Annotated in this window: 16 protein-coding genes; 6 read left to right on the top strand and 10 right to left on the bottom strand. The window is 69.8% G+C overall.

The window, feature by feature from the left end; all coding sequences use genetic code 11:
* Positions 1–104 precede the first annotated feature (104 nt).
* Both PMI01_RS07945 and PMI01_RS07940 read left to right on the top strand, forming a co-directional pair.
* On the top strand, positions 105–497 hold the full coding sequence (locus PMI01_RS07945) for a hypothetical protein (protein ID WP_007666524.1): 393 nt from the start codon (positions 105–107) through the stop codon (positions 495–497).
* A gap of 42 nt (positions 498–539) precedes the next feature.
* The gene (locus PMI01_RS07940) at positions 540–971 is read left to right on the top strand and encodes a response regulator transcription factor (protein WP_007666522.1); all 432 of its coding nucleotides are present in this window, start codon (positions 540–542) and stop codon (positions 969–971) included.
* A 22-nt stretch (positions 972–993) separates the two neighbouring features.
* Here the strand turns inward: PMI01_RS07940 and PMI01_RS07935 are convergent, their stop codons facing one another.
* Entirely contained in the window at positions 994–2,961 is a 1,968-nt protein-coding gene (locus tag PMI01_RS07935; protein ID WP_035035291.1) for a glycoside hydrolase family 3 protein, read from the bottom strand.
* 83 nt (positions 2,962–3,044) lie between these two features.
* Positions 3,045–5,279 (bottom strand): TonB-dependent receptor, encoded by a 2,235-nt coding sequence (locus PMI01_RS07930; RefSeq protein WP_007666518.1) that lies wholly within the window; start codon positions 5,277–5,279, stop codon positions 3,045–3,047.
* A gap of 208 nt (positions 5,280–5,487) precedes the next feature.
* Here PMI01_RS07930 and PMI01_RS07925 point away from each other — a divergent pair, with 208 nt between their 5' ends.
* Entirely contained in the window at positions 5,488–6,507 is a 1,020-nt protein-coding gene (locus PMI01_RS07925; RefSeq protein WP_007666517.1) for a LacI family DNA-binding transcriptional regulator, read from the top strand.
* Here PMI01_RS07925 and PMI01_RS07920 read toward each other — a convergent pair.
* From PMI01_RS07920 to PMI01_RS07885, 8 genes are all read right to left on the bottom strand, one after another.
* Positions 6,504–7,517 (bottom strand): LacI family DNA-binding transcriptional regulator, encoded by a 1,014-nt coding sequence (locus PMI01_RS07920; RefSeq protein ID WP_007666516.1) that lies wholly within the window; start codon positions 7,515–7,517, stop codon positions 6,504–6,506. The two genes, PMI01_RS07925 and PMI01_RS07920, sit on opposite strands and share 4 nt — an antisense overlap.
* A 115-nt stretch (positions 7,518–7,632) precedes the next feature.
* Positions 7,633–9,240: a carboxylesterase/lipase family protein gene (locus PMI01_RS07915; RefSeq protein WP_007666515.1), complete on the bottom strand. Its 1,608-nt coding sequence runs from the start codon at positions 9,238–9,240 to the stop codon at positions 7,633–7,635.
* Between the two features lie 283 nt (positions 9,241–9,523).
* Entirely contained in the window at positions 9,524–10,792 is a 1,269-nt protein-coding gene (gene pelA / locus PMI01_RS07910; RefSeq protein ID WP_007666514.1) for a pectate lyase, read from the bottom strand.
* A complete protein-coding gene (locus tag PMI01_RS07905; protein ID WP_007666513.1) occupies positions 10,792–11,769 on the bottom strand; it encodes a pectinesterase family protein in 978 nt (325 codons plus the stop codon). The genes pelA and PMI01_RS07905 overlap by 1 nt, the downstream gene beginning before the upstream one ends.
* A 5-nt stretch (positions 11,770–11,774) precedes the next feature.
* Positions 11,775–14,126, bottom strand: coding sequence for a glycoside hydrolase family 95 protein (locus PMI01_RS07900; RefSeq protein ID WP_007666510.1), 2,352 nt, complete (start codon positions 14,124–14,126; stop codon positions 11,775–11,777).
* A gap of 22 nt (positions 14,127–14,148) precedes the next feature.
* Positions 14,149–15,012, bottom strand: coding sequence for a rhamnogalacturonan acetylesterase (locus tag PMI01_RS07895; protein WP_007666509.1), 864 nt, complete (start codon positions 15,010–15,012; stop codon positions 14,149–14,151).
* A 2-nt stretch (positions 15,013–15,014) separates the two neighbouring features.
* Positions 15,015–16,652, bottom strand: coding sequence for a family 43 glycosylhydrolase (locus PMI01_RS07890; protein ID WP_007666508.1), 1,638 nt, complete (start codon positions 16,650–16,652; stop codon positions 15,015–15,017).
* Positions 16,653–16,760: 108 nt separating this feature from the next.
* Positions 16,761–20,270 (bottom strand): TonB-dependent receptor domain-containing protein, encoded by a 3,510-nt coding sequence (locus tag PMI01_RS07885; protein WP_007666507.1) that lies wholly within the window; start codon positions 20,268–20,270, stop codon positions 16,761–16,763.
* A gap of 329 nt (positions 20,271–20,599) precedes the next feature.
* Between PMI01_RS07885 and PMI01_RS07880 the strand changes: the two genes are divergently transcribed.
* The 3 genes from PMI01_RS07880 to PMI01_RS07865 all read left to right on the top strand — a co-directional run bounded on the left by PMI01_RS07880 (position 20,600) and on the right by PMI01_RS07865 (position 22,207).
* Positions 20,600–21,157, top strand: coding sequence for a hypothetical protein (locus PMI01_RS07880; protein WP_007666505.1), 558 nt, complete (start codon positions 20,600–20,602; stop codon positions 21,155–21,157).
* 4 nt (positions 21,158–21,161) lie between these two features.
* Entirely contained in the window at positions 21,162–21,938 is a 777-nt protein-coding gene (locus tag PMI01_RS27605; RefSeq protein ID WP_007666503.1) for a hypothetical protein, read from the top strand.
* A 74-nt stretch (positions 21,939–22,012) separates the two neighbouring features.
* A complete protein-coding gene (locus tag PMI01_RS07865) occupies positions 22,013–22,207 on the top strand; it encodes a hypothetical protein (protein ID WP_007666502.1) in 195 nt (64 codons plus the stop codon).
* Positions 22,208–22,344 lie beyond the last annotated feature (137 nt).

Raw genomic sequence — 22,344 nt, 5'->3', positions numbered from 1 at the left:
CCTCGTGACGCCCACTGCGCGACGTTGTCGCAAGGCGCTCTGAGTTTATCCGCCGTTAAGCCCGCTCTCACCTAACTCCAAGGGTAGACCGGAGATCACTGTCCATGAGCGTCCATACGCAGGCGGAAGACACGCTGCAGGCCAGCGTCGCCACGACCTTCGGCGTGCTCGCCTGGGAAATGGAGCTGGCGGGCGCGCGCTGCATCCTCCTCGATTCCATCATCGGCGAGATGATGAAGAGCATCCCGACGGACAAGCGCGAGGCCCTGGTCGAAGGCATGCACACGGTCGACCTGCTGAGCCAGCAACTGACCAGCCTGTCGGCCTTCGCGCGGCGGATGAGCGGCACGATCGCGGACGACGTCTCGGCTTCGGTCGGCCATGCCCTGGGCGACATCACGCTCGGGGCCCTCGCCGACCGGATGTGCTCGGCCCTTGGCGGCGAAGAGCGGGGTGTCGACGATCGCGATGGGGCGGGCGACCTTGACCTGTTCTGACCGCCCTTCCCTCGACCGCCGCGACACAGGGAGGCCGCGCCGATGATCCAGGATTTCCGAGGCCTGAAGGTCGTCGTCGGTGACAGCGACCGCACCGTTCTGGAACTGCTGCAGATCCGGCTGGACCTGGCCGGCTACCACGCCTGTGTCGCGCGCACCGGCACGGCGGTCCTGGACACCCTGAAACAGGTCCGCCCCAGCGCCATGATCATCGACCTCGGCCTGGCCGACACCAACGGGTTCGAAGTGCTTGAAGCGCTGAACCGGCGGGGGGAGAAGCCGCACTACCCGATCCTGGTCATCGGCCGGAAGCTGAGCCCGGAAGACATCCAGCGCGCCGTCAAGCTGGGGGCCCGCGACTGCATGACCAAGCCGTTCAGCGGCGCCGACGTGCTGGAGCGGGTGGCGCGCCTGCTGCGCCCGCCGACCCCACGCCCAGCGACCGCTTCCGCCGCCTCGGCGGTGTTCGTCTAGACCGACCACCGCCTCGCCCGCCCTACCGACCCAGGGCGTAGCCGAACGGGTAGAGCGGCTTGTCGCTGTCGTGCGGCTTGTCGGAGGCCTGCGCCCTGACCGCCGCCATCGAGGACGGCAGCTCGAACGGCAGCCGCCCCTCGGCCTTCGCCCCGCCCGCCAGGACGTTGAGCAGCACGGCGTCGCTGACCCCGAAATCGCCGATCAGCACGCTGGCGTGATCCTTGACGTTGGTCAGTATGGCCGGCCGGTCCAGGAACACCACGACGACGGTCGGGACCTTGGCGCTGGCCTGCAGGATGGCCTGGTAGTCGGGGTCGGTGTCCTTGAAGTCGAGGTCGCCCTCGTGCTGCATCAGGCCGAACAGGTGGCCGGGATGCAGAAGCTGGTGCGGCGCGCCGGTGCGGATGATCGCGATGTCGGCCTTTTCCGGGGTGTCCACCACCACCAGGCCCCGCGCGGTCGCGGCGGCGGCGTCCAGGCCGCGCAGATAGACTTTCCGGCCCGTCGCCAGCGGCAGGACGCTGTCCTTGCGCTCCAGCATCACCAGGGACCGGGCCTGGGCCGCGTCGCCCTCGGCCTGGAAGGCTTGGGAGCCGACGATCCGCCCGGCGACCTCGGGATCGACATAGGGGTTCTCGAACAGGCCTAGCTCGAACTTCTGGATCAGGATCCGCCGCACCGACTGGTCGAGGCGCGCCTCCTTGGCCTGGCCGGACCTGACGATCTCGACCAGCCGCTCGGAGTGCTCGGTGCCACCGAACTGGTCGACACCGGCGTCCAGGGCCTTGGCGAAGCGCTGGGTCTCGGTCAGGTCGTCCACGCCCCAGGGCATGCCGATCACCGGCGGCTGGCCAGGCTTCCAGTCGCCCCGGCAGGCGGCCGGGCAGTCGTTGGTGATCGCCCAGTCGGAGACGACCACGCCGTCGAAGCCGTACCGGCCGCGCAGCAGGTCGGTCAGCAGGTACTTGTTGAACCCGGCCCCGACCTGCTCCACCGGCTTGCCGTCCAGGGTCAGGTCCTGGAGGATCGAATAGGTCGGCATCATGCCCGCCGCCTTGGCCGCGAAGGCCCCTTCGAACGGCTTGACGTGATAGGCGAAGTTGCCGGTCGGGAAGCTGGCGTAGCGGCCATAGGGGTTGTGGCTGTCCCAGCCTTCCTTGGCCGCGCCGTAGCCGACCCAGTGCTTGACCACGGCGATGACGCTGTCCTGGGTGAGGCCGCCCTCGCCCGCCTGGAAGCCGGCCACATAGGCCCGCACCATGCGCGAGGCCAGGTCGGCGTCCTCGCCGAAGGTGCCGGTGATCCGCGACCAGCGCGGCTCGGTGGCCAGGTCGGCCTGCGGCGACAGGGCCATGTGGATGCCGGTCGCGCGATACTCCTGGCGGGCGACCTCGCCGAACCGGCGCATCAGCGCCTCGTCGCCGATCGCCGCGAAGCCCAGGCTCTCGGGCCACTTGGAAAAGCCGCCCGCGGCGACCCCGGCCCCGGCCGTGTGCTGGAAATGGTTGCGCGGGTCGGTGCTGATGGTCAGCGGCACGCCCAGCCGGGTCTGCTCGGCCACGGCCTGCAATCGGTTGTTCTGCGTCGCGATGCCGTCGCCCGAACCGCTCAGGCGGGTGATGAAGCTGGTCACCCGCTTGTCGTTGATCAGCTTGGCGGCGCCGTCGAGGTCATAGGTCTGACCCGACCCGAAAGGGTTCTTCGGCGCCGGCGCGGTGCCGTGCATCATCGTCCCGGCCTTCTCCTCCAGCGTCATGCGGCCGACCAGGTCGGCGGCGCGGGCCTGGGGCGTCAGCCGCCAGTCCTCGTAGGGCTGCAGCTTGCCGTCGCGGTCGAGGTCCTTGAAGGTCAGCCCGTCGACCTGGATCAGCGGCGCGGAACGCACCCCCAGCTTGGGCTGCTCCACCGCCCAGGCCGGAGCCGCCGTGATCAACGCCAGCGCCACGGCGGCGCTCCAAGCCTGTCGTCCCATGCGGACCTCACTCATGTCTGATCTTCTTCTGGTTCCGCGCGGGGCGGACGGCGGGACGACCAGGCGGCCCCCGGCTTCGGGGACCGCCTGGTTTCGGGCTAGAACTTGGCCGACAGCTGCACGCCGTAGAGCCGGGGCGGCGCATAGACGCCGGAGCCGCCGAAGCGGTTGGCGTTCTGGGCGTCGGGGCTGGCCTGGATCAGCACCGCCTCGTCCTCGAGGTTGCGGCCGTAGGCCATCAGGCTCCACACCCCGCCGGGCGCGTCATAGGTCACCATCAGGTCGGTCTTGGTGTAGGAGCCCTGACGGGTGACCGCGAAGTTGCGGTAGTCGAGGTTCTTGGCGCTCTCGTAGTGGGTCTGGATCCGCGCGCTCAGCTGGCCGTCATTGGCCAGGCGCCAAGTGTGCTGGTAGCCCAGGTTGAAGGTCCATTCCGGCGACTTGGCCAGGGTCAGCCCCGAATAGTCGGCCCGTCCCGGCGAGAAGGAGTCGCCCGTCGCCAGCACGAAATCGTCGTACCGAGCGTGCAGGTAGGACACCGAACCGTCGATGCGGTCGTTCTCGGTGATCAGCAGCAGCCCTTCCAGCTCCGCGCCGTACAGCGTCGCCTTGGGAGCGTTGACGGTCACGGTCGAGGCCTGGCCGGCGACCACGCCGATCGCGCTCACCTGGAAGTCCTGGTAGTCGTAATAGAAGGCCGACAGGTTCAGTTGGGCGCGGTTGTCGAGGAACCGGTTCTTGGCGCCGATCTCGTAGGCGGTCAGCTGTTCGGGGTCGTACTTGTTGTTGGCCGGCGGCAGCCCGTCGCCGTAGCCGCCCGCCTTGTAGCCCGTCGAGGTCGAGGCGTAGAGCAGCGAGGTCGGCGTCAGGTCGAACTCCAGCCCCGCCTTGTAGTCGACCGACTCCCAGGTGAAGTCGGCGAGGTTGGCGTAGAGCAGGCATCCGGACGGCGAGCCGGCGACCGGTCCGGTTATCCCGCCCGGCCGGGTACAGGTCCCGCTGGGGTTCAGTCCGATATAGGTCCCGCCCGTGCGACCCTTGTGGTCGCGGGTGTAGCGCAGGCCGACCGTGGCCCGCAGCCGGTCGCTGAAGCTGTAGGTCCCCTGCGCGAACGCCGCCTTGGAGTCGGCGTAGGTGTCGGGCTGGACGAAGGCCACCGCCGGGAAGAAGTTGGCGTAGACGTCGTTCTTCTCGTCGAAATAGTAGAGCCCGCCGACCCACTTGAACGCGCCGATGGCGTTGCCCAGGCGCAGTTCGTGCGTCTGCTGGCGCTCGTTGGAGTCGAAGTAGGTGGTGTTGCAGCCGAGCGGGATCGTCGGCTCGCAGCGGTTCGACGGCCGGGTTGTGCCGAACGGATAGTTGCGCCCCGCCCCCGCCAGCGTGTGGACGACGTCCTTGCGGACCGACCCCAGATAGGTCAGCACCCCGAACGGCAGTTTCCAGTCGGCCTGAGCGGCGAAGCCGTAGTTCTTCTGGAGGCTGTGGCCCGCGACGGAGATCGGGTAGGCGTAGGGGTCGCCGCCGGCCGAATACACACCCAGGGGCGCCGACGCCGAACCGTTCCGGTCATTGCGGAAATAGTCGCCGCTCAGCAGCAGCGTGAAGTCGTCGGTCGGCTGGAACAGGACGTGCAGGCGCAGGGCCACGGCGTCCTCGTCGTTGTAGTCGTTGGCCGGCGCGTTGTCGGTATAGGCGTCGCGCTTGGAGATCTGGAAGGCTCCGCGCGCCATCACCTTGTCCGAGATCGGCACGTTCAGCGCGCCGCTGGCGCGGACCAGCGCGAAGTTGCCCAGCTCGACCTCGGCCGTCGCCTCGCGCTCGGCGGTCGGCTTCTTGGTGATCACGTTCAGGCTGCCGGCCGTGGCGTTGCGGCCGTACAGCGTGCCCTGCGGTCCGCGCAGCACCTCAACGCGGTCCAGGTCGAAGAACAGGCCGGCGGCCGAGCGCGGACGGGCCATGTAGACCCCGTCGACATTGAAGGCCACCGCCGGGTCGCCGACCTCAGTGTTGTTGGTGCTGCCGATGCCGCGCACCGAGATTTCGACCGATCCCCCGACCGTGCCGATCTGGATGCCGGGCGTCACCGTCGTCAGGTCCGTCGCCGTGCGCACGCCCTGCTTTTCCAGCTGGTCGGCCGACAGCGCGGTGATGGCCAGCGCCGTGCGCTGGGCGGTCTGCTCGCGCCGTTCGGCGGTGACCACGACTTCCTCGATCTCGACCGAGGAGCTAGTCGCCCCCGCCGGAGCCGAAGGCGCCGACTGCGCCTGGGCCTGGCCCGCGAAAATCAAAACCGAGACAGCCGCGCTCGCGGCCAGAATTGCCCGTGTCGACATCGTTTCCTCCCCTGCGTGGCCGAGTCGCGCCCGGCCATCTGCTTTGTTCTTGGGTCCGTCCGGCGGATCGCGCCGGGTCGGTCTCCTAAGGGAAAACGAATGCGATAACGTTGTCAATTCAATTATGACAACGTTATCACTCCCTAAAGCTCTGGTTGCGCGAACCGATTGTCACTAGACCTCGTAGGCGCGCCGGCGGGAGTTTGGCTTGAACCGTTCACCGACGATCAAAGACGTCGCCAGCAAGGCGCAGGTCTCCTTCAAGACGGTGTCGCGGGTGCTGAACGGCGAGCCGCATGTCCGCGAATCGGTCCGCGACCGGGTCCTGACCGCCGCCGACGCCCTGGGCTACCGCCCCAACATCGCCGCCCGCGGCCTGACCGGCGCGCCGTCGCGACTGATCGGCCTGCTCTACGACACCGCCAACTACGGCTTCGTCACCGAGGCGGAGATCGGCGCCCTGCTCCGCTGCCGCGAGGCCGGCTACCACCTCGCCATCGAGCCGGTGGACGCCCGGGACGACGTCGGCCAGCAGATCGAGCACATCCTCTCGAGCCTGCGGCTGGACGGCCTGATCCTGACCCCGCCGCTTTCCGACGATCCCGTCGTGATCGCCACGCTGGAGCGACTCAAGGTGCGCCATGTGCGGGTCGCGCCCCACGCGGATCGCGACCGCTCGCCCTGCGTCTTCATCGACGACGCCGAGGCCGCTTTCGCGCTCACCGGCTATCTGCTGGCCCTGGGCCACGCGACGATCGGCTTCGTCCAGGGGCCGCCGGGACACGCCGCCGCCGGTCCGCGCCTGGCGGGCTTCCGGCGGGCGATGGACCAGGCCGGCCTCGTCCCCTCGCCGGACCATGTCGTCCCGGGCGACTTCACCTTCGAGTCCGGCATTCAGGCCGGTCGCCGGCTGCTGACGCGCGACGACCGCCCCACCGCGATCTTCGCCGCCAACGACAGGATGGCGCTGGGCGTCACGGCCGCGGCGCGGGAACTGGGCCTGAGCATCCCGGACGCGGTCTCGGTGGCCGGTTTCGACGACACCTGGGCGGCGCGGAGGAGCTGGCTGCCGCTGACCACGGTCCGCCAGCCGATCGAGGAGATGTGCGCGGCCGCCACCGACATGCTGATCGCCGCCACCGCGGGCGAAACGCCGGAGCCCGCGGCCCGCGGCTTCGATTTCCAGGTCATGCCCCGCGACTCGACGGCGCCGCCGAAGGGTGTCTAGGGCCGGGGCGCCCCGATGGTGTCGCGGAGCATCAGGTCGAAATCCAGCCGCCGGTGTTCGATGCGCCGGGTTCCGGCCTCGGCCTGGGCGATGACCAGCTCGGCGGCCGCCCCCGCCATGGCGAAGATGGGCTGGCGCACCGTGGTCAAGGCCGGCCAGGACAGCCGCGAGAGCTCGCTGTCGTCGAAGCCGGCGACCGAGAGATCTCCGGGCACGGACAGGCCCAACCGATAGGCCACGGCCATGACGGCCAGCGCGATCTCGTCGTTGAACGCGAAGATGGCGCTGGGCCGGTCGGGGCCGGTCAGCAAGGCCACGACCTCGGTCTCGTCGCCGTCGAAGACGCCCTCGCCTTCGCGCACCAGCCGGGTATCGACCGCCAGCCCGCGCTCCTGGAGCGCGCGGCGATAGCCTTCCAGCCGCCAGACGGAGGCGGCGTGGTCGGGCGGTCCGGTGAAGAAGCCTATCCGCCCGTGACCAAGGTCAAGCAGCGCCGCCGTCATCCTTCGGGCGGCCTCGGCGTCGTCCATCGAGATCGATGACGCCCGCTCAAGCTCGGTCAGCGGCGCCATCCGGACATAGGGGGTTTCCGACCGGTCCAGCACGTCCAGCACCGCCTGGTCGTCGGTGATCGGCGGTAGCAGCAGGAAGCCGTCCGGCCGCAGCGAGGCCACCGCGCCCGCCACCACGCCGGCCGCGGCGTCCGCGCCGGTCTCATAGGGCAGCACCACCAGGTGGTAGCCCTTGGCGCGACAGGACTCGATCGCGCCGTGCTGGAACTCCGCCACATAGGCCGGGATCATTTCCGGGATCACCAGGCAGATCAGGAACGACCGCGAACCCGGAAGGCCGCGCGCGAAGGTGTTGCGCCGGAAGTCGAGCGCCTCGATGGCGTCCTGCACCTTGGCGCGGGCCTCGGCGCTGACGTGGCGCTCGCCGTTCAGCACCCGCGACACCGTCATCACCGACAGGCCGGCTCGGGCGGCCACGTCCTTGATCGTCGTCGTCACGCGCGAACGCCCTCCTCCCACCGGCCAGGCAGGCGCGGCGGTTCTTGGATGCAGATATAGCGCGGATTCGAAAAGGAAGCGGCCCCGTCCGGAGGGGGGACGAGGCCGCACCTTCCTAGGGCTTGGCGCTGTCGGCCACCTGCTGCGTCAGGTCCAGCCGCGCCTTCCACGGATCGGCCTTGGCCGCGACCCCGTCATTGGCGAAGTCGAGGATCTGGTCGCCGGCCGCGTCGTAGACCGGCCAGGTCGGCAGGCCGGCCCCGTTCGGGTCGCCGGTCTTGGCGAAGGCGACCCAGTAGCTGTTGGTGAGCCGCGCCATCTGGGCGTCGGCCGGCGTCAGGGCCGCGCCGTACTTGGCCTTGACCGTGTCGAACACGTACGGAATCTCGGTGGCGTGCGGCGCGCCCGGCCATTCCTTGCGCATGGACTCGGCCACATAGGAGAAGCGGAAGGCGTAGACCGGCCGCTTGTCCGCCGCCCAGGCCCTGGCCATGAACCGCGCCGGCTCGACCATCATCCGGTCGCTGGCCGTCAGGGTCCCGATGGCCCGCAGGTTGTTGGAGCCCGTGGGATCATAGGCGGCCTGCGCCGCCGCCCGCCGCTCAGGCCCGAACGGGGCGTAGACCTCGTCAAGGCTGCGGGCGAAGGAGAAGCCGATGTCCATGCTGGTGGCGCCGACCATCAGCGGCACATTGGCCCCGCCACCGGCCCGGTAGATCGTCTCGGGCTCGTCGACCACGATCTGGCCGTCGGTCATCGGCCCGGCATAGGTCGGATTGCCGAACATGCTCATCATGTTCAGGCCGTCGACCACCTTGTCGGCGGGCAAGGCGCGCAGGGCGGCCAAGGCGGCGGCGTCTTCGCCGGAGACCCCGGCCTTCTGGGCGAAGGCCACCCCGATCGACTCGCCGGAGGCTGGCCCGCCCGGAGCCTGGCCGCTGACCTTGCGGCCGGGCGTCATGGTGCCGCGCCCGCCGCCGGACTCGATGATCGCCTTGTGGAACAGGCCCTTGGCGGCCGGCGAGGTCAGCAGGGTGTGGACGGAGAAGCCGCCGGCCGACTCGCCGACGATGGTGACATTGGCCGGGTCGCCCCCGAAGGCGGCGATGTTGCGCTGCACCCATTTCAGGGCCGCGATCTGATCCATGAACCCGTAGTTGCCCAGCGGCCCCTTGGGGTTCTCCTTGGTCAGGGCCGGGTGGGCGAAGAAGCCGAAGCGGCCGACCCGGTAGTTGAAGCTGACGAAGACCACGCCCTGCTTGGCGAACTGGTCGCCGGCATAGACCTCGGGCGAGGACCCGCCGTTGACGAAGCCGCCGCCATAGATCCAGACCATCACCGGCCGCTTGGCCGCGGCGGGCGCCGTCGGGCGCCAGACGTTCATCACTAGGCAATCCTCGGCCGGCTCCGTGCCCAGCGGCGCGGCGTCGCTGGGGAACGGCTTCTGGGCGCAGTCGTGGCCGTACTGGGTCGCCACGCGCACGCCGCTCCAGGCCGGAGCCGGCGCCGGGGCCCGCCAGCGCAGGTCGCCGACCGGCGGCGCGGCGAAGGGCACGCCCTTGAACGCCTCGACCCCGTCCTTGACCACGCCCTGCAGCCGCCCGCTGTCGATCTTGACCACGCCCGCCGGCGCGTCGGCCGCCCAAGCCGGCGCGCCCGCCAAGCCCGTGGCCAAGGCCGCGACCAGGACGCTCGTCCGGCCGATTGCTGACTTGCCCGTCATTGATTTCCTCCCAGCGGCCTGGCGCCGCATTTTGTTATGGCTTCTCTTGGCTTCGGCAAGGTCGCGGCGATGCGTGCGCCATGGCCAGCCTCGACTGAACCCGGGTTTCGCCATCTCCACATCGTCGCCGTCGGCACGCGACCCCTTCCCCGGCCAGCTTCCGCCGGCCATCGAAACGCCCGGTGACGCGTGACATTGAGCGCACACTGATAACGTTGTCAATTCAACTCGACGTCCGACGAGCGGCGAGGCGAAGCTGTCGCCGCGGAACCCGAAACCCGGGCTAGGGGTGGGTCGCGGCCCACCGGCGGTAGGCTTCGGCCACCTTCAGGGGCGCGGTGTTGAACCAGGCATAGCCGTTGCGGCGCTCCAGGCTCAGGTCGTTGACGTCGTCATGGACCGACCTGTCGCGATCGCCATAGACCGGCTTGCCGCTGGCGATGTCGTAGTACCGGGCCCACAGCGGACCGGCCCCGGGCTGGGCGACGAGACGGCGCCCCAGGGTCGGATCGGCCGGGGTCCAGGCGACGTCGCGCAGGGCGGCGTCGGACAGCCACCGAGCCCCGCCCCGGATCGCGGCGGCGACCTCGGGCGACGGGTCGGGCAGGCTCATCAGATAGACCAGGATGTCGGCGCTTTCGGCGCTCGACAGCGCGCCCGGCTCGAAGTTGCGGGCCCCGACCGGCCCCAGGGTCAGGGCGTCGTGCTGCTGGGCCCAGACCGTCCGGCGCCCGTCGACCACCACCTGACTCGCCAGGATGCAGGCGACGGCGCGATCCTTCGCGGCGGCGGCCCGCGCCCGGAATTCAGCGGGAACGAAGGCGTAGTCGCCCTGCCCCGCCGCGACCGTCTCCAGGAGCCTGACCGCCGCGACCATCGCGCCGTCATTGTAGGTGACGGCGTCATGATAGGCGCCCTGCAAAGGCCAGACCTGCGGCCAGCCGCCGTTCGGGTACTGGGCCTCCAGCAGGTAGCCGACGCCACGCAGCAGGCTGGCGCGGTAGGCCTTGCCGTCGGCCTCGGAAGCCTGGCCGGCGACGCGGGCCAGGAACCGCAGCTCGGTCACCGTGGCGTCGTTGTCCAACGTGCCGACATAGCCCTCGCCGTGCGACACATAAGCCTGGCCGGGCTGGCGCAGCGCGCCGGCCCGGGACTGGTTCTTGCCCCAGCCGCCGGCCGGGGTCTGGAAGCTGACGATCACGTCGGCGACGTGGCGCGCCTCGGCCGTCCCGTACCAGGCCGCCGGGCGGTCCAGCGGCATGGACTTGGCTCCACCGCCCTCGGCGGGCGGCGGCGGCGCGGGCTGGCCGCCGCGTTCGGCGACCAGCGCGTCTTCGTCGGCCTTCATCCGCGAAAGCGACCGCTTGAGGTAGTCCCGCCAGGCGGCCTGCTCGGGTGCGGGAAGCGTGGCGATCCGCTCGGCGGTCAGCGGCTGGGCGGGTACGACCTCGCCCACCACGCCCGCCTGGGCGGAGCCTTGAATGGCCAGGGACAGGGCGACCAGCAAGGCGGCGGTCTTCAAGCTTGGCATGCTCATCGTCCGTTTCAGCATCAGGGTCGCCAGCCGTCCGGGCCGGCCAGGAAGACGCGCCGCGACCACCGCTTGGCCTCGGCCTTGGTCAGGGCGTGACTGCGGGGCTCGCGCGCGGCCGGGTTCGCGCCCGGGCCGCTCGAGGCGTATTCGGCGTAGTAGGCGGTGGAGAAGGTGTCGGTCTTGCCGGGCGTCCACTCGCGCCAGCCGGCCGGCTCGAGCGGCGCGTCGATCCGGGTGCGCAGGAAGACCACGGTGGCGTAGGGCCGCCAGGCGCGGCCGAAATAGATGTCGCGCGCCGCCGGGTCGGCGGTGATCCGACAACGGTCGAACACGTAGCCGCTGTCCTGGTCCGGACTGTTCTTGCTCTGGGCGGTCAGCAACACCCCGTCATGGGCGATCCCGTGGATCGTGCAGCGGTCGAAGAACGCCTTGGCGTCGCCGAAGATGAAATCGACGTGGCCCTCGATATAGCAGTCGCGGAAATACTGCCGGCTGGGCCGGCCCTTCCTGCTGGCGGCGTAGAGGGTGTCCTGCGCGCCCAGCAGCCGCACGTTCCGCAGCACGGCGCGGTCGGCGGTGATGGCCAGGGCCACCGCCTGCGAGGCTCTTGTGTCCTTCAGGTGGAAGTCGTTCTGGATGGTCAGGTCGCGGGCCGAGAAGCCGTCGCCGGACACCGTGACCGACGCCGACTTGATCGTGCCGCCCGCCGTGACCGAGGCGTCGCTCCACACCAGCACCACGTCCGACGCCGCCCTGCCCTTGCCGACCAGGCGCACCCCCGGCTTGGCGATGGCCAGCTTCTCGCGATATTCGCCCGGCGCGATCTCGACGGTCCCGCCCGCCGCCGGCAAGGCGTCGACGGCCGCCTGGACGGTCGCGTGGTCCGCGTGGGCGCCCCCGACCCGCAGCTTGACGGCCGCCAAAGCCGGCCCGGCGCCCAGGGCGAGCAGCAGGGCGACGGCCAGGACCGCGCGGCGCGCCAGGGGGACCGTCATCGCGTTCAGGCCTTTCTCAGAACGCCGTCGCGGGCCGTCAGCCGGACGCGCTGGCCCGCCTTCAGGTCCAGGTCGATCGCCCCGCCGGCGTAGCGGACATGGTGGCGGCCGTCGGCGGCGGCGGTGAACACCGCCGACTCCAGCCGGCCGCGCGCCCAGACCACGTCGACCCCGACCGCCCCCCGGGCCCGCAGGCCGGTCAGCCGTCCGCTGGGCCAGGCCGAGGGCAAGGCGGGCAGCAGCAGGATCTCGCCGTTGCGGCTCTGCAGGATCATCTCGGTCATCCCCGAGGTCCCGCCGAAATTGCCGTCGATCTGGAACGGCGGATGGGCGTCGAACATGTTGGGATAGGTGCGCTCGGGACCCAGCAGCAGGCCGAGGATGCCGTGCGCGTGATCCCCCTCCCCCAGCCGCGCCCACAGGTTCAGCCGCCAGGCGATGGCCCAGCCGGTCGACAGGTCGCCCCGGATCTCGAGAGACCTGCGCGCCGCCGCCGCCAGGGCGGGCGTCTTGTCGATGGCGATCTGGTCGCTGGGGAACAGGCCGTACAGGTGCGAGACGTGCCGGTGGTGGATCTCCTTGGCGTCGGCGTCCCAGTCGTCCTGCCATTCCTGGAGCTGGCCGTCCTTGCCGATCTTGTAAGGCGCCAGCCGGTCGCGGGCGGCGGCCAGTATGGCCGCCAAGGGCGCGTCGGTCCCGAGGATCGCGGCGGCGGCGATGCAGCTGGAGAACAGGTCGCGGATGATGGCCTGGTCCATGGTCGGTCCGGCGACCAGCGACCCGCCGTGGCCGTGGTCGTTCTCCGGCGAGATCGACGGGCTGGTGACCACCTGGCCGGTCCGGGGGTCGCGCACCAGGGTGTCGACGAAGAACAGCGCCGCGCCCCTCATCAGCGGATAGACGTCGGCCAGATAGGCTTGGTCGCGGCCGTAGTCGTAATGGTCCCACAGGTGCTTGCAGAGCCAGGCCCCGCCGGTGGGCCAGACGCCGTACTTGGCGCCGTCGATCGGGGCCGTGGCCCGCCACAGGTCGGTGTTGTGGTGGGCGACCCAGCCGCGCGCGCCGTACATCGCCTGGGCGGTGCGGGCCCCGGTGACCGACAGGTCGCGGACCATCTCGACCAGCGGCGCGACGCACTCGGCCAAGCCGGTCGGCTCGGCCGGCCAGTAGTTCATCTCGGTGTTGATGTTGATCGTGTACTTGCTGCCCCAGGGCGGCGCGGCCTGGTCGTTCCACAGGCCCTGCAGGTTGGCCGGCTGGCCGCCCGGGCGCGAGCAGGCGATCAGCAGGTAGCGGCCGTACTGGTAGTAGAGGGCGGCCAGGGCCGGGTCGTCGGTGGTCGGCGACGCCTTGATGCGTTCGTCGGTCGGCTTGAGCGCCGCCGAGGTGGTCCCGAGGTCGACGGCGACGCGGCGGAACAGCTTGCGGTGATCGGCCTGGTGGCGGGCCAGCAGGTCTCGCCACGGCCTGGCCGACGCGGCCTCGACCGCCGTGCGGTTGATCGCAGCCGGATCGCCGCCGACATCGTCGAACCGGCGATAGCTGGTGGCCGAGGCGATCAGCAGCAGCACCTCGTCGGCGCCCCGCACGGCCAAGCCCGCGCCGTCGGCGACGACCGTTCCGCCCTTGTTGAGCACCCGCACCCGGCACTCGAACTTCAGCGCCGCCTCGACGCCGTTCTGGGCCTCGCCGGTTCCGGCCAGCACCAGGGTGTCGGCGCCCTCGGCGCGCGCCGTGGGCCGCGAGTTCAACGGGCTGGCGAACGACAGGTCCAGCGACAAGGCCTTGGCCTTGTCGGCCGTCAGGCGCACGGCGATCACCCGGTCCGGCGCGCTGGCGATCACCTCGCGGGTGAAGCGCGTCGCGCCGGCCGAGAACCGGGTCGTGGCGATCGCCCCGTCCAGGTCGAGGTCGCGCACATAGTCGTCCGCCGTCTCCGGCAGGCCCGGGAAGGCCAGCCGCAGGTCGCCGATCGTCTGGTAAGACATCTGGTATCGGGGCGTGGCCAGGAAGCGGGCGTCGGCGACCTTGGTGGCCTCGGCGATATCGCCGGCCGCGATCAGCCGGCGGATCTCCGGCAGGGCGGCGCGGGCCTGCGGGTTGACCGGGTCATAGGGTCCGCCGGCCCACAGGGTGTCGTCGTTGAGCTGCAGGCGCTCCTCGGCGACGCCGCCGAACACCATCGCGCCGATGCGCCCCGTTCCGACCGGCAGGGCCTCGACCCATTCCTTGGCGGGCTGGCGATACCACAGCCGGTGGGGCGACGCGGCCGCAGGCGCGGCGACCGACCGCGCGGCGCCCAGGGCGGTCGCGCCGGCGGTCAGGGCGCCGAGGGTGGTCCTTCGTGTCACGGTCATGGTCGAGGCCTTTCCGGCGCGATCAGGGAATCAGATAGCGTCGCAGGGCGGGCACGGCCCTGGCCAGATCGCCCGCGACCTGCACCGCGAAATAGTCCGCCCCGGCCTCGCCCAGATGGGTGTAGTCGAACGCCAGCTTGGCCTGGCCCATGGGCTCGACGGCGGTGTTGTTCTGCGACGGAGCGGGTGTCGGCGCCGCGGCTGGAACCGGCGCCGGCGTCGGGTTGGCGGCGATCGTCGTGCCCGTCCGGGCGGCGGCCAGCACCTCGGGCGGGGGCGGCTTCTGGGCCAGGCGGGCAGCCTCGGCGGCCCCCATCGCCTGCACGGCCGCGAAGCTGTCGGCGTGGAGATCGACCAGCGGCGCCCCGGTCTCGGCGGCCACCTTGCGGACGGCCAGGGCCCAGGGGCCCAGGTCGTCGATCAGTTGGCCGTCCTTGAACTGGCGACGGGTCAGGGGCGTGACCAGCACCGGCTTGCCGCCGGCCGCCCTCACCTCCTCGACATAGCGCTTCATGTTGGCCGGAAACTCGGTGGCCAGGTCGGTCGAACGGCCCGGCTTGCCCGGCTGGTCGTTGTGGCCGAACTGGATCAGCACATAGGTGTCCATGAACCCGCCCGAGCCGATCTCGCGCAGCGCCAGGGCCCAGGAGCCCTCGGCGCGGTAGCTGCCGCTGCTGCGGCCGCCGCGCGCCAGGTTGATGCAGGCGGCGAACGAGGTGACGTGCTTGCCGCAGAAGCTGGAGCCCCAGCCGCTCTGGACCGCCGTGGTCGAGTCGCCGACCAGCACGATCTTCACCGCCCTGAACGGCGGCGGCTCGGCGGGGACCTGGGCCGTCGCGGCGACCGGCGCCGCCAGCAGCGCGGCGGCGAGGAGGAGGTGTTTCATGCTCACGCCAGCGCCCGGTACTTGAAGTTCCGGAACCGCGCCGAGCCCTTGCCCGCCGCGTAGAGACCCGGCTTCAGCATCAGGAAGCCGCCGCGCACATTGTGGTGGTAGCCCGAGACCTCCATGCCCCGGTCGAAGCGCTTCCAGGTGACGCCGCCGTCTCCGCTGGTGTGGAAGCTGACGATGTGGCGGTTGTTGCGCAGCCGCATCAGCATCTTCGCCCCATGCGGATTGGCCGGCCGGCCGCGCTCGATGCCGTACTGGTGGGTGACGAAGTTCTTGGCGTCGAAGCCCAGGCCGCAATAGAGCTGGCGGTCGTAGAACAGGATCAGGCCGGCCCGGGTGTCGGGGTCGATGTCGATCTCGCACTCGATCTCATAGGCCTGGTCGCCGGCCACGAAGATCAGCGGCGCGCCGGTCGACGGGGCCTCGCCCGCCCCCTTCAGGGTCAGCACGCCGCCGGCCCGCGACATCCGCGCCTGCTCGCCCGGCTTGGGGTCGAAGAAGTTCCACTGCACGCCGTACTTGTCGGCGCTGAAGTCGTCCGACAGCGCCATGCCGTGCGGCCCGGCCTTGCCGCCCCCCTTTGCCGTGCCTTGGGGCTTGGCCAACGGCTTGGACAGGTCACCACCGCCGACCTCGAACCAGCCGTCCTTGGTCCAGGTCACCGGGGCCAGCAGGGTCTGGCGGCCCAGGGTGTAGAAGCCGTTCTCGTAGCCGTGATAGACGGTCCACCAGTCGCCGGCCGGACCCTCGACCAGGGTGGCGTGGCCGCGCGACCACCACTTCTCGGAATTGTTCGTCGTGCGCACGACCGGGTTCCGGGGATCGTCCTCCCACGGACCGGCCAGGGACTTGGATCGCGCGACGATGACCATGTGGCCGGTCGGCGGGCCGGCCGTGCCGCCCACCGCGGTGACCAGGTAATAGTACTCGCCGCGCTTCATCACCTTGGGGCCCTCGGGCGAGAAGCCCTCGACGTCCCAGTCCTCAGGGTAATGCCACGGGTCGTAGACGTGCTCGGGCTTGCCGACCGTCGACAGGCCGTCGGGGGCCAGCTGGATGCGGTCGCCGCCCGACAGGAACAGCCAGCGCACGCCGTGCTCGTCGACCACGTGGCCGGGGTCGATGTAGCGGGGCAGCTTCAGGTCGACCGGCTCGGACCACGGGCCCTCGATCCTGTCGGCCCAGATCACGTAGCTGGTGTTGTTGTTGGGGTACTTGGCCGGGATGTAGATGTAGTAGCGGCCCTTGTGCTTGCAGATCTCGGGCGCCCAGACCGAACCGATGTTGGTCTTCAGCGACGCCACGACCGGAGCCCAGTTGACCAGGTCGGTCGAGCGCCAGATCAGCAGGCCCGGATAGGCGTCGAACGACGAGTGGGTCATGTAGTAGACGTCGCCGTCCTTGAGGATCGACGGGTCGGGGCGGTCGCCGGCCAGGACCGGATTGAGGAAGGTCCCGTTGCCCAGGTCGGCCTTGCGCTGGCCCTCGATCCCCTTGGCCCATTCGGCGCCGCCGGTGTCGGGCGCCGCCGGCGACGCGGCCAGGCCGGCCGCCTCCGACAACGACGGCGTCGCCGCGACGGCGGCCCCGGTGAGCAGCGAACCCAGGGCCAGTCGACGAGTGGGATGGGGCATCGGGAACTCCAGAACAGTTGACGCGAACGCGACTATGGACGCTCGAAAAGAGATGGGCGACGCCAGGGGACAAATCCCGACGCCGCCCGAGTGCTCCCCGGGGGAGGGCTAGAAGACCATCCGCATGCCGACGAAGACCTGCCGGCCGGTGGAGCCGTATTGGGTGACCACCGGGTCTTCGGCGTAGCCGAAGCGGTTGGTGGTCTGGTTGGTCAGGTTCAGGGCCTCGACGTTCAGCGACACGTTCTTGGTGAACTTGTAGGAGGCCGAGAAGTCGACATTGGTCGTCGCCTTGCTGCCGACGAAGTCGTTGACCAGCGGCGAGTCGCAGAAGCCCGGATCGCAGGTGCCCGAGGCGATCGGATAGGTCGTGTAGTACTTGGCGCGGTAGGCGGTGGAGACCCGCGCCGCCCATTTTCCGGTGTCGTAATAGACCGTGAAGTTGAAGGCGTCCGGCGAGGCGCCGGTGAACGGCCCCGGGGCCACGATCAGGGCCCGGGCCGGTGTGGTGACGACGCCGGCGGCGTTCTTCACGGCCGGCGCGCCCGGATCGATGATGTATTTCAGCTCGGATTCCAGGTGGGTGTAGTTGGCCTGGACGCCCAGCTTGTCGAGGAACCACGGCAGGAAGGTCAGGTTCTGCTGGTAGCTGAGCTCGACGCCGCGGATATAGCCGCCCGGCGCGTCGCGGAACTGGCGGATGTTGAACGAATTGTTGGCGTCGATATAGGCCAGGGAATTGACGTTGGTCTGCGACGCCCGCAGCTCGGCGATGGCCGCGGAGTCGAGGATCGAGGTCAGCGGCCCGGCGCCGATGACGGTCTGCGGGAAGCTGCTGATGTCCTTGTCGAACACCGCCACCGAGAACAGGGCGCCCTGGGTGAAGTACCACTCGAAGCTGAGGTCGTAATTGATCGCCCGGAACGGCGCCAGCTTGGGGTTGCCCAGGGTGATTCCGCCGCCGTCGCTGACGCCGGCGGTGGTCGGCACCGTGAAGGCGGTGATCGACGGGGCCAGGTTGCCCAGCAGGGGCCGCGCCATGACCTTGGCCGCGCCGAAGCGGACCATCATGGTGTCGGAGACCTCGTAGGCCAGGTTCAGGGCCGGCAGGATGTCGTGGTACTTGTTGGTCGCCGACACCACCCGCGAGGTGTTGGTCAGGCCGTTGGCCTCGACCTCGGTCTGGGCGTAGCGGATGCCGAAGTTGCCGCGCAGGGTGCGGTCGAAGACCTCGGTATTGCCGTCGAACTGCACGTAGGCGCCGGTGTCGGTCTCATCGACCGAATAGGTTTCCGAGGCGTTGGTCTGGTACGAGGTGCGCCAGTCGCCCCACTTGTTGATGCAGTTGCAGTCGAAGTCGAGCAGGTCGAGGAACTTCTGGTTGTCGGGCGCGATGAAGCTGGTCGGCGTGCCGGTGGGAACGTCCAGCCCCTTGCCCCAGCTGATGGTCCGGCTGGTCGCGGCGACCGAACTGCCCGCCTCCTTGAGGCTGGGATTGATGGTTTCGGTGCCGGTGCGGCGGTACTGGGTGGTCGCGAACTGGTACTTGCGCTGGTTGAAGCCGACCTTGACCGTCAGGTTGTCGTCCGCCTCGTAGGACAGGTCGAACTTGCCGCCTTCGTAGTGGTTGTCGGCCACCCGCTTGAAGACCCGCACGGCCGAATAGCCTTTGACGAAGTCCCAGTTGGCCGGATTGGCGGTGTCGAAGCCGAAGTTCAGCAACGGCATGTCGCCGTCGCCGCGCGCGTCGTAGATCAGGTAGTCGTTGCCGGCCACGCCCTTGCCGGAGTCGAGGCGGTTGTACTCCGTCAGCAGTCCGGTGCTCTTGTTGACCGAGCGCGACCGGCCGTACAGGGCGACCACCTTCAGGCGATCGCTGAACTCGTGCTCGATGTTGATCGAGCCCTGCTGGAAGAAGGTCGTGTAGGTCTGCTGGTCGTCGGCCGAGCGGACGTCGATATTGCCCAGCTTCAGATAGTCGGCGTTCTGGCCGCCCGGGCTGAGGGCGGCGTCGATCAGATAGGTGCTGTTGCGGCCGATCAGGGCGTTGCGGTAGCTCATGCCCAGCGGGTCGTAGCCGGGCTGGCCCGGGGCGATGTAACCCACCGAGCTGGGGCTGTTGTAATAGTCGTAGGGCTCGAGGTTGTTGGGGTTGAAGCTGGCGACCGTACCGGCGACCGGGGAGGTTCCGTTCAGCGACTGCCCGCAGTCGATGCCGCCCAGGATCGGCGTCGCGTCGCGCTGCACGCAGGTGTCGTAGAAGCCGCGGCGCGTGGCCGGGGTCGTGGCCGCCGTGGCGGTCTGGTAGCCGACCGCGGCGCCGCGACGGTTGAGGCCGACGGTGCTGATCTGGAAGTTCTGCGAGTCGTTGTAGAAGCGCGAATAGACGCCGTCGACGCTGACCGTGGTGCGGTCGGTCGGCCGCCATTGCAGCGAGGCGTTCATGCCCAGGCGGTCCTGCTCCAGCTGCTGCTGGTTGAGGGTGGCCAGGGCCGGGATGCGGATCAGCGAGCCGGGGCCGGTGGTGGTGGTGACGTTGGTGAAGGCGCCGGTCGGATTGCCGTTGGCGTCCAGCACCGGGGTGCGGACGGTGGTCAGGGTCTGGCCGATCGGGTTGTTGATCAGGGCGTAGGCGGCGGGGTTGGAGCCGATCATCGCCGCGCAGGCGCCCAGGTTGGTGACGTTCAGGCCAGGAACCAGGCCGTTGAGCCCGCCGGCCACGCCGTTGCAGACCGTGCCGATCGGCGCCGCGAAGCCCATGCGGTTCTGGGTCGAGACCGAGGGATTGGTGGCGCTCGCGGTCGGGTTCGGCGTCGTGTTGAACGGCGACTGCCGGTAGGTGTAGTCCTGCACGCCGGGGCTGCGCAGATAGCTGTCGGTGGTCTGCTTGCGCTTGTTGTAGGCCAGCGAGAACAGGGCCCCGAACTGGCCCCAGTTGGTGTCCCAGCGGTCCGAGACCAGGGTCGCCACGCGCGGGCTGTGATGGCCGCCGTTCTCGTAATAGGCGTCCTGCAGCGACAGGGCCAGGCGGCGGCCCTTGAAGTTGAGGGGCCGGCCGGTGATCAGGTCGACGGTGGCGCCCAGCGAGCCCTCGTCGGTCTCGGCCGACTGGGTCTTACGCACTTGCAGCGAGCTGAACAGCTCCGAGGCGAAGACGCTGAAGTCGAAGCCGCGGCTGCGGTTGGGGCTGGTGCCCGAGTCGTTGGACCCGGCGGTCGACAGCGCCTCCAGGCCGTTCAGCCGCACGCGGGTGAAGTCGCTGCCCAGGCCGCGCACGGTGATGGTGCGGCCTTCGCCGTTGTCGCGGTCGATCGAGACGCCCGGCAGGCGCTGCAGCGACTCGGCCAGGTTGGCGTCGGGAAAGTCGGCGATGTCCTCGGCGTTGATGGCGTCGATCATCACGTTCGAACGCCGCTTGAGGTTCAGGGCGCTTTCCAGCGCGGCGCGATAGCCGGTGACCACCACCTCCTCGACGGTGGCGGCGTCGTTCGCGGCCGGCGTGGTGATCTGGGCCTGGGCCGCGTTCGCTGAAAGGGCCAGGGTCCCGGCCGCCGCCAGGGCGATCCAGGAGGCCTGGCGCAGCAACGCGCGGGCGTGCGGAATCTTCCTCTGAGTCATGTCTTTCCTCCCCATTTGTCTCGGTTGGCGGTTCGAAGGCCGCCATTGGCCCGGTGTTATGCCACCGGTGTCATCAACATAGACACGTCGTTACGTGGACGAAAAGAAAAAAGTTAGCGGTATCATTTTCAGGCCATCCAAAGGGCGTATTTGCATGGCCGTCACCGGGCGTTCCGGCCTTGTGGGCAAGGCGGTCGAGAGACCCGGCGGCTTCGCCCCATGCGAGACGGCGTCCCCTCTTTCGCCGGCCGTCGCGAAATGCTCCACAGGTCCTGGCGTCGAATTCCGGATTCGCGGCAACGCTTCGAGCCCGAGCGAGTTCTAGGCCCATGATCAAGACGGTGACCGCCGGCCTGCTGGCCCTGGCGATGACGATGACGATGACGGGGCCGCTCGCGGCGATGGCGCGCGAGGACGAGGACTTCGATCCCGCCACCGTCGACCTGGCCAAGCTGGTCGAATGCCAGACCTACGACGTGCCCAGCTACAACGGCTTCGCCTTCTGGCTGGCCGGCGAGGACGGCGCGGCCGCCCGCGCGCATCTGGGCCTGACCGAGGTGGAATCGGCCAACTTCCTGCTCAAGGAGTACCGCCTGGCCGCGCCGATCACGGTGTTCGGCCGCGCGACCCGCCGCGTCGCCTTCAACAGTTCCGGTCCGCTGGCCATTCTCGACGAGGCCGACCCGCATCCCCTGGCCAGGCAGCTGGAGATCGTTCCGGCGATCGACACGCCCGGCAAGTTCCTCGGCGACCGGCTGATCGCCGAGACCACCGAGAAGGTCGGCGACAGCACCTTCGCCACGCGGATCACCCTGAACGTCTCGACCGTCACCTCGCACCCCGGCCAGGTCCTGGCCGGCTGCAGCTATCGTCTCGAAGTGGAATAGGCCGATGCCCCGCCAACGCCTCGTGACCCCGCTTCTGTCGCTGGCCCTGTTGACGGTCGCCGCGACGGCCCAGGCTCAGGACCTCTACATCGGCACGGTCAAGGTCGAGCGCGACCAGGTCGTGCTGACCCGCTGCGACCTGGTCGAGAACCGCTACGTGCTCAAGGACAGCGCGCCGGAAGAGCCCGTGGCCGCCCTGGCGGCGCGCCTGGCCACCCTGAAGGCGCCGGTCTACGCCGAGGTGATCGGCGAGTACGAGGAGGACGGCGACGGCAACGCCCTGCGGGTCATCGACATCCAGAACGTCCAGGCCGACAAGAGCTGCCATCTGCTCGACGCGGCCTCCGCGCCCGGGGGCGATGTGAATCCGCCCGACGGCGCCCCCGAGCTCCCGGCGCCCAGCGCCGACACGTTCAGTGAGCGGAGACACGCGGCGCTGGGCGCGGCGCTGGTTCCGCCGCGCGACTACGCCAAGGGCCCCCAGAGTCCCGACCCGGCCGACTACGACCCAAACACCTCGGGGATCATCTATGACGTGGCCTTCGCGGGGCTCGCCGACGGCAAGGTGCGGTTCGAGGTGCGCGGCTATTCGGGCGACGACTACGTCAATCCGGCCAGCGGCCAGACCCAGGATTTCCCGGAGGCGCTGAAGGTCGTCAATGTCCGCGACCTGGCCATCCAGATCGACGAGGTCACGCCCGACATGATCACCTACCGCGTCAAGATCGAGCCCGAGGAGCCGGGCGCGATTCCCTCCGACCCCAACGCCCCGCCGCGCTGACCACGGCGGGAGCGCGGCCTTGGGAACCGGGGGCCCGGGGGATCGGTTCAAGGGGGCAGACATGGAGGAAACCGATGTCCAAGGCTCCGCCCATTCCCCCCGAACAACGCGCCTTCAAGGGCCAGAAGCCCGAGATCGCCGGCCGCGGCGGCCATGACGGCCTGCAGTCGCACGATCCCGGCAACGCCGACGTGAACCTGGCCGAGCAGGGCCGCCACGGCAACCTGGCCCAGAACACCAGCCGCTCCGGCAACGTCCAGGACCGCTGACATGCCCGACAAGAACCCCGCCGCCGACCGCTGGGGCGGCCCTGGCGGCGGCGACAACACCAAGCATCAGTGGCCCGAGCCGAGGGTCTCGGACGACGGCGAAGGCAAGGCCGGCGCCAAAAATAACACCCTCTCCC

The sequence above is a fragment of the Caulobacter sp. AP07 genome, assembly GCF_000281955.1.
Lineage (GTDB): Bacteria > Pseudomonadota > Alphaproteobacteria > Caulobacterales > Caulobacteraceae > Caulobacter.
The sequence above is the reverse complement of the archived record's forward strand: the minus strand, read 5'-3'. Positions and strand labels throughout refer to the sequence as shown.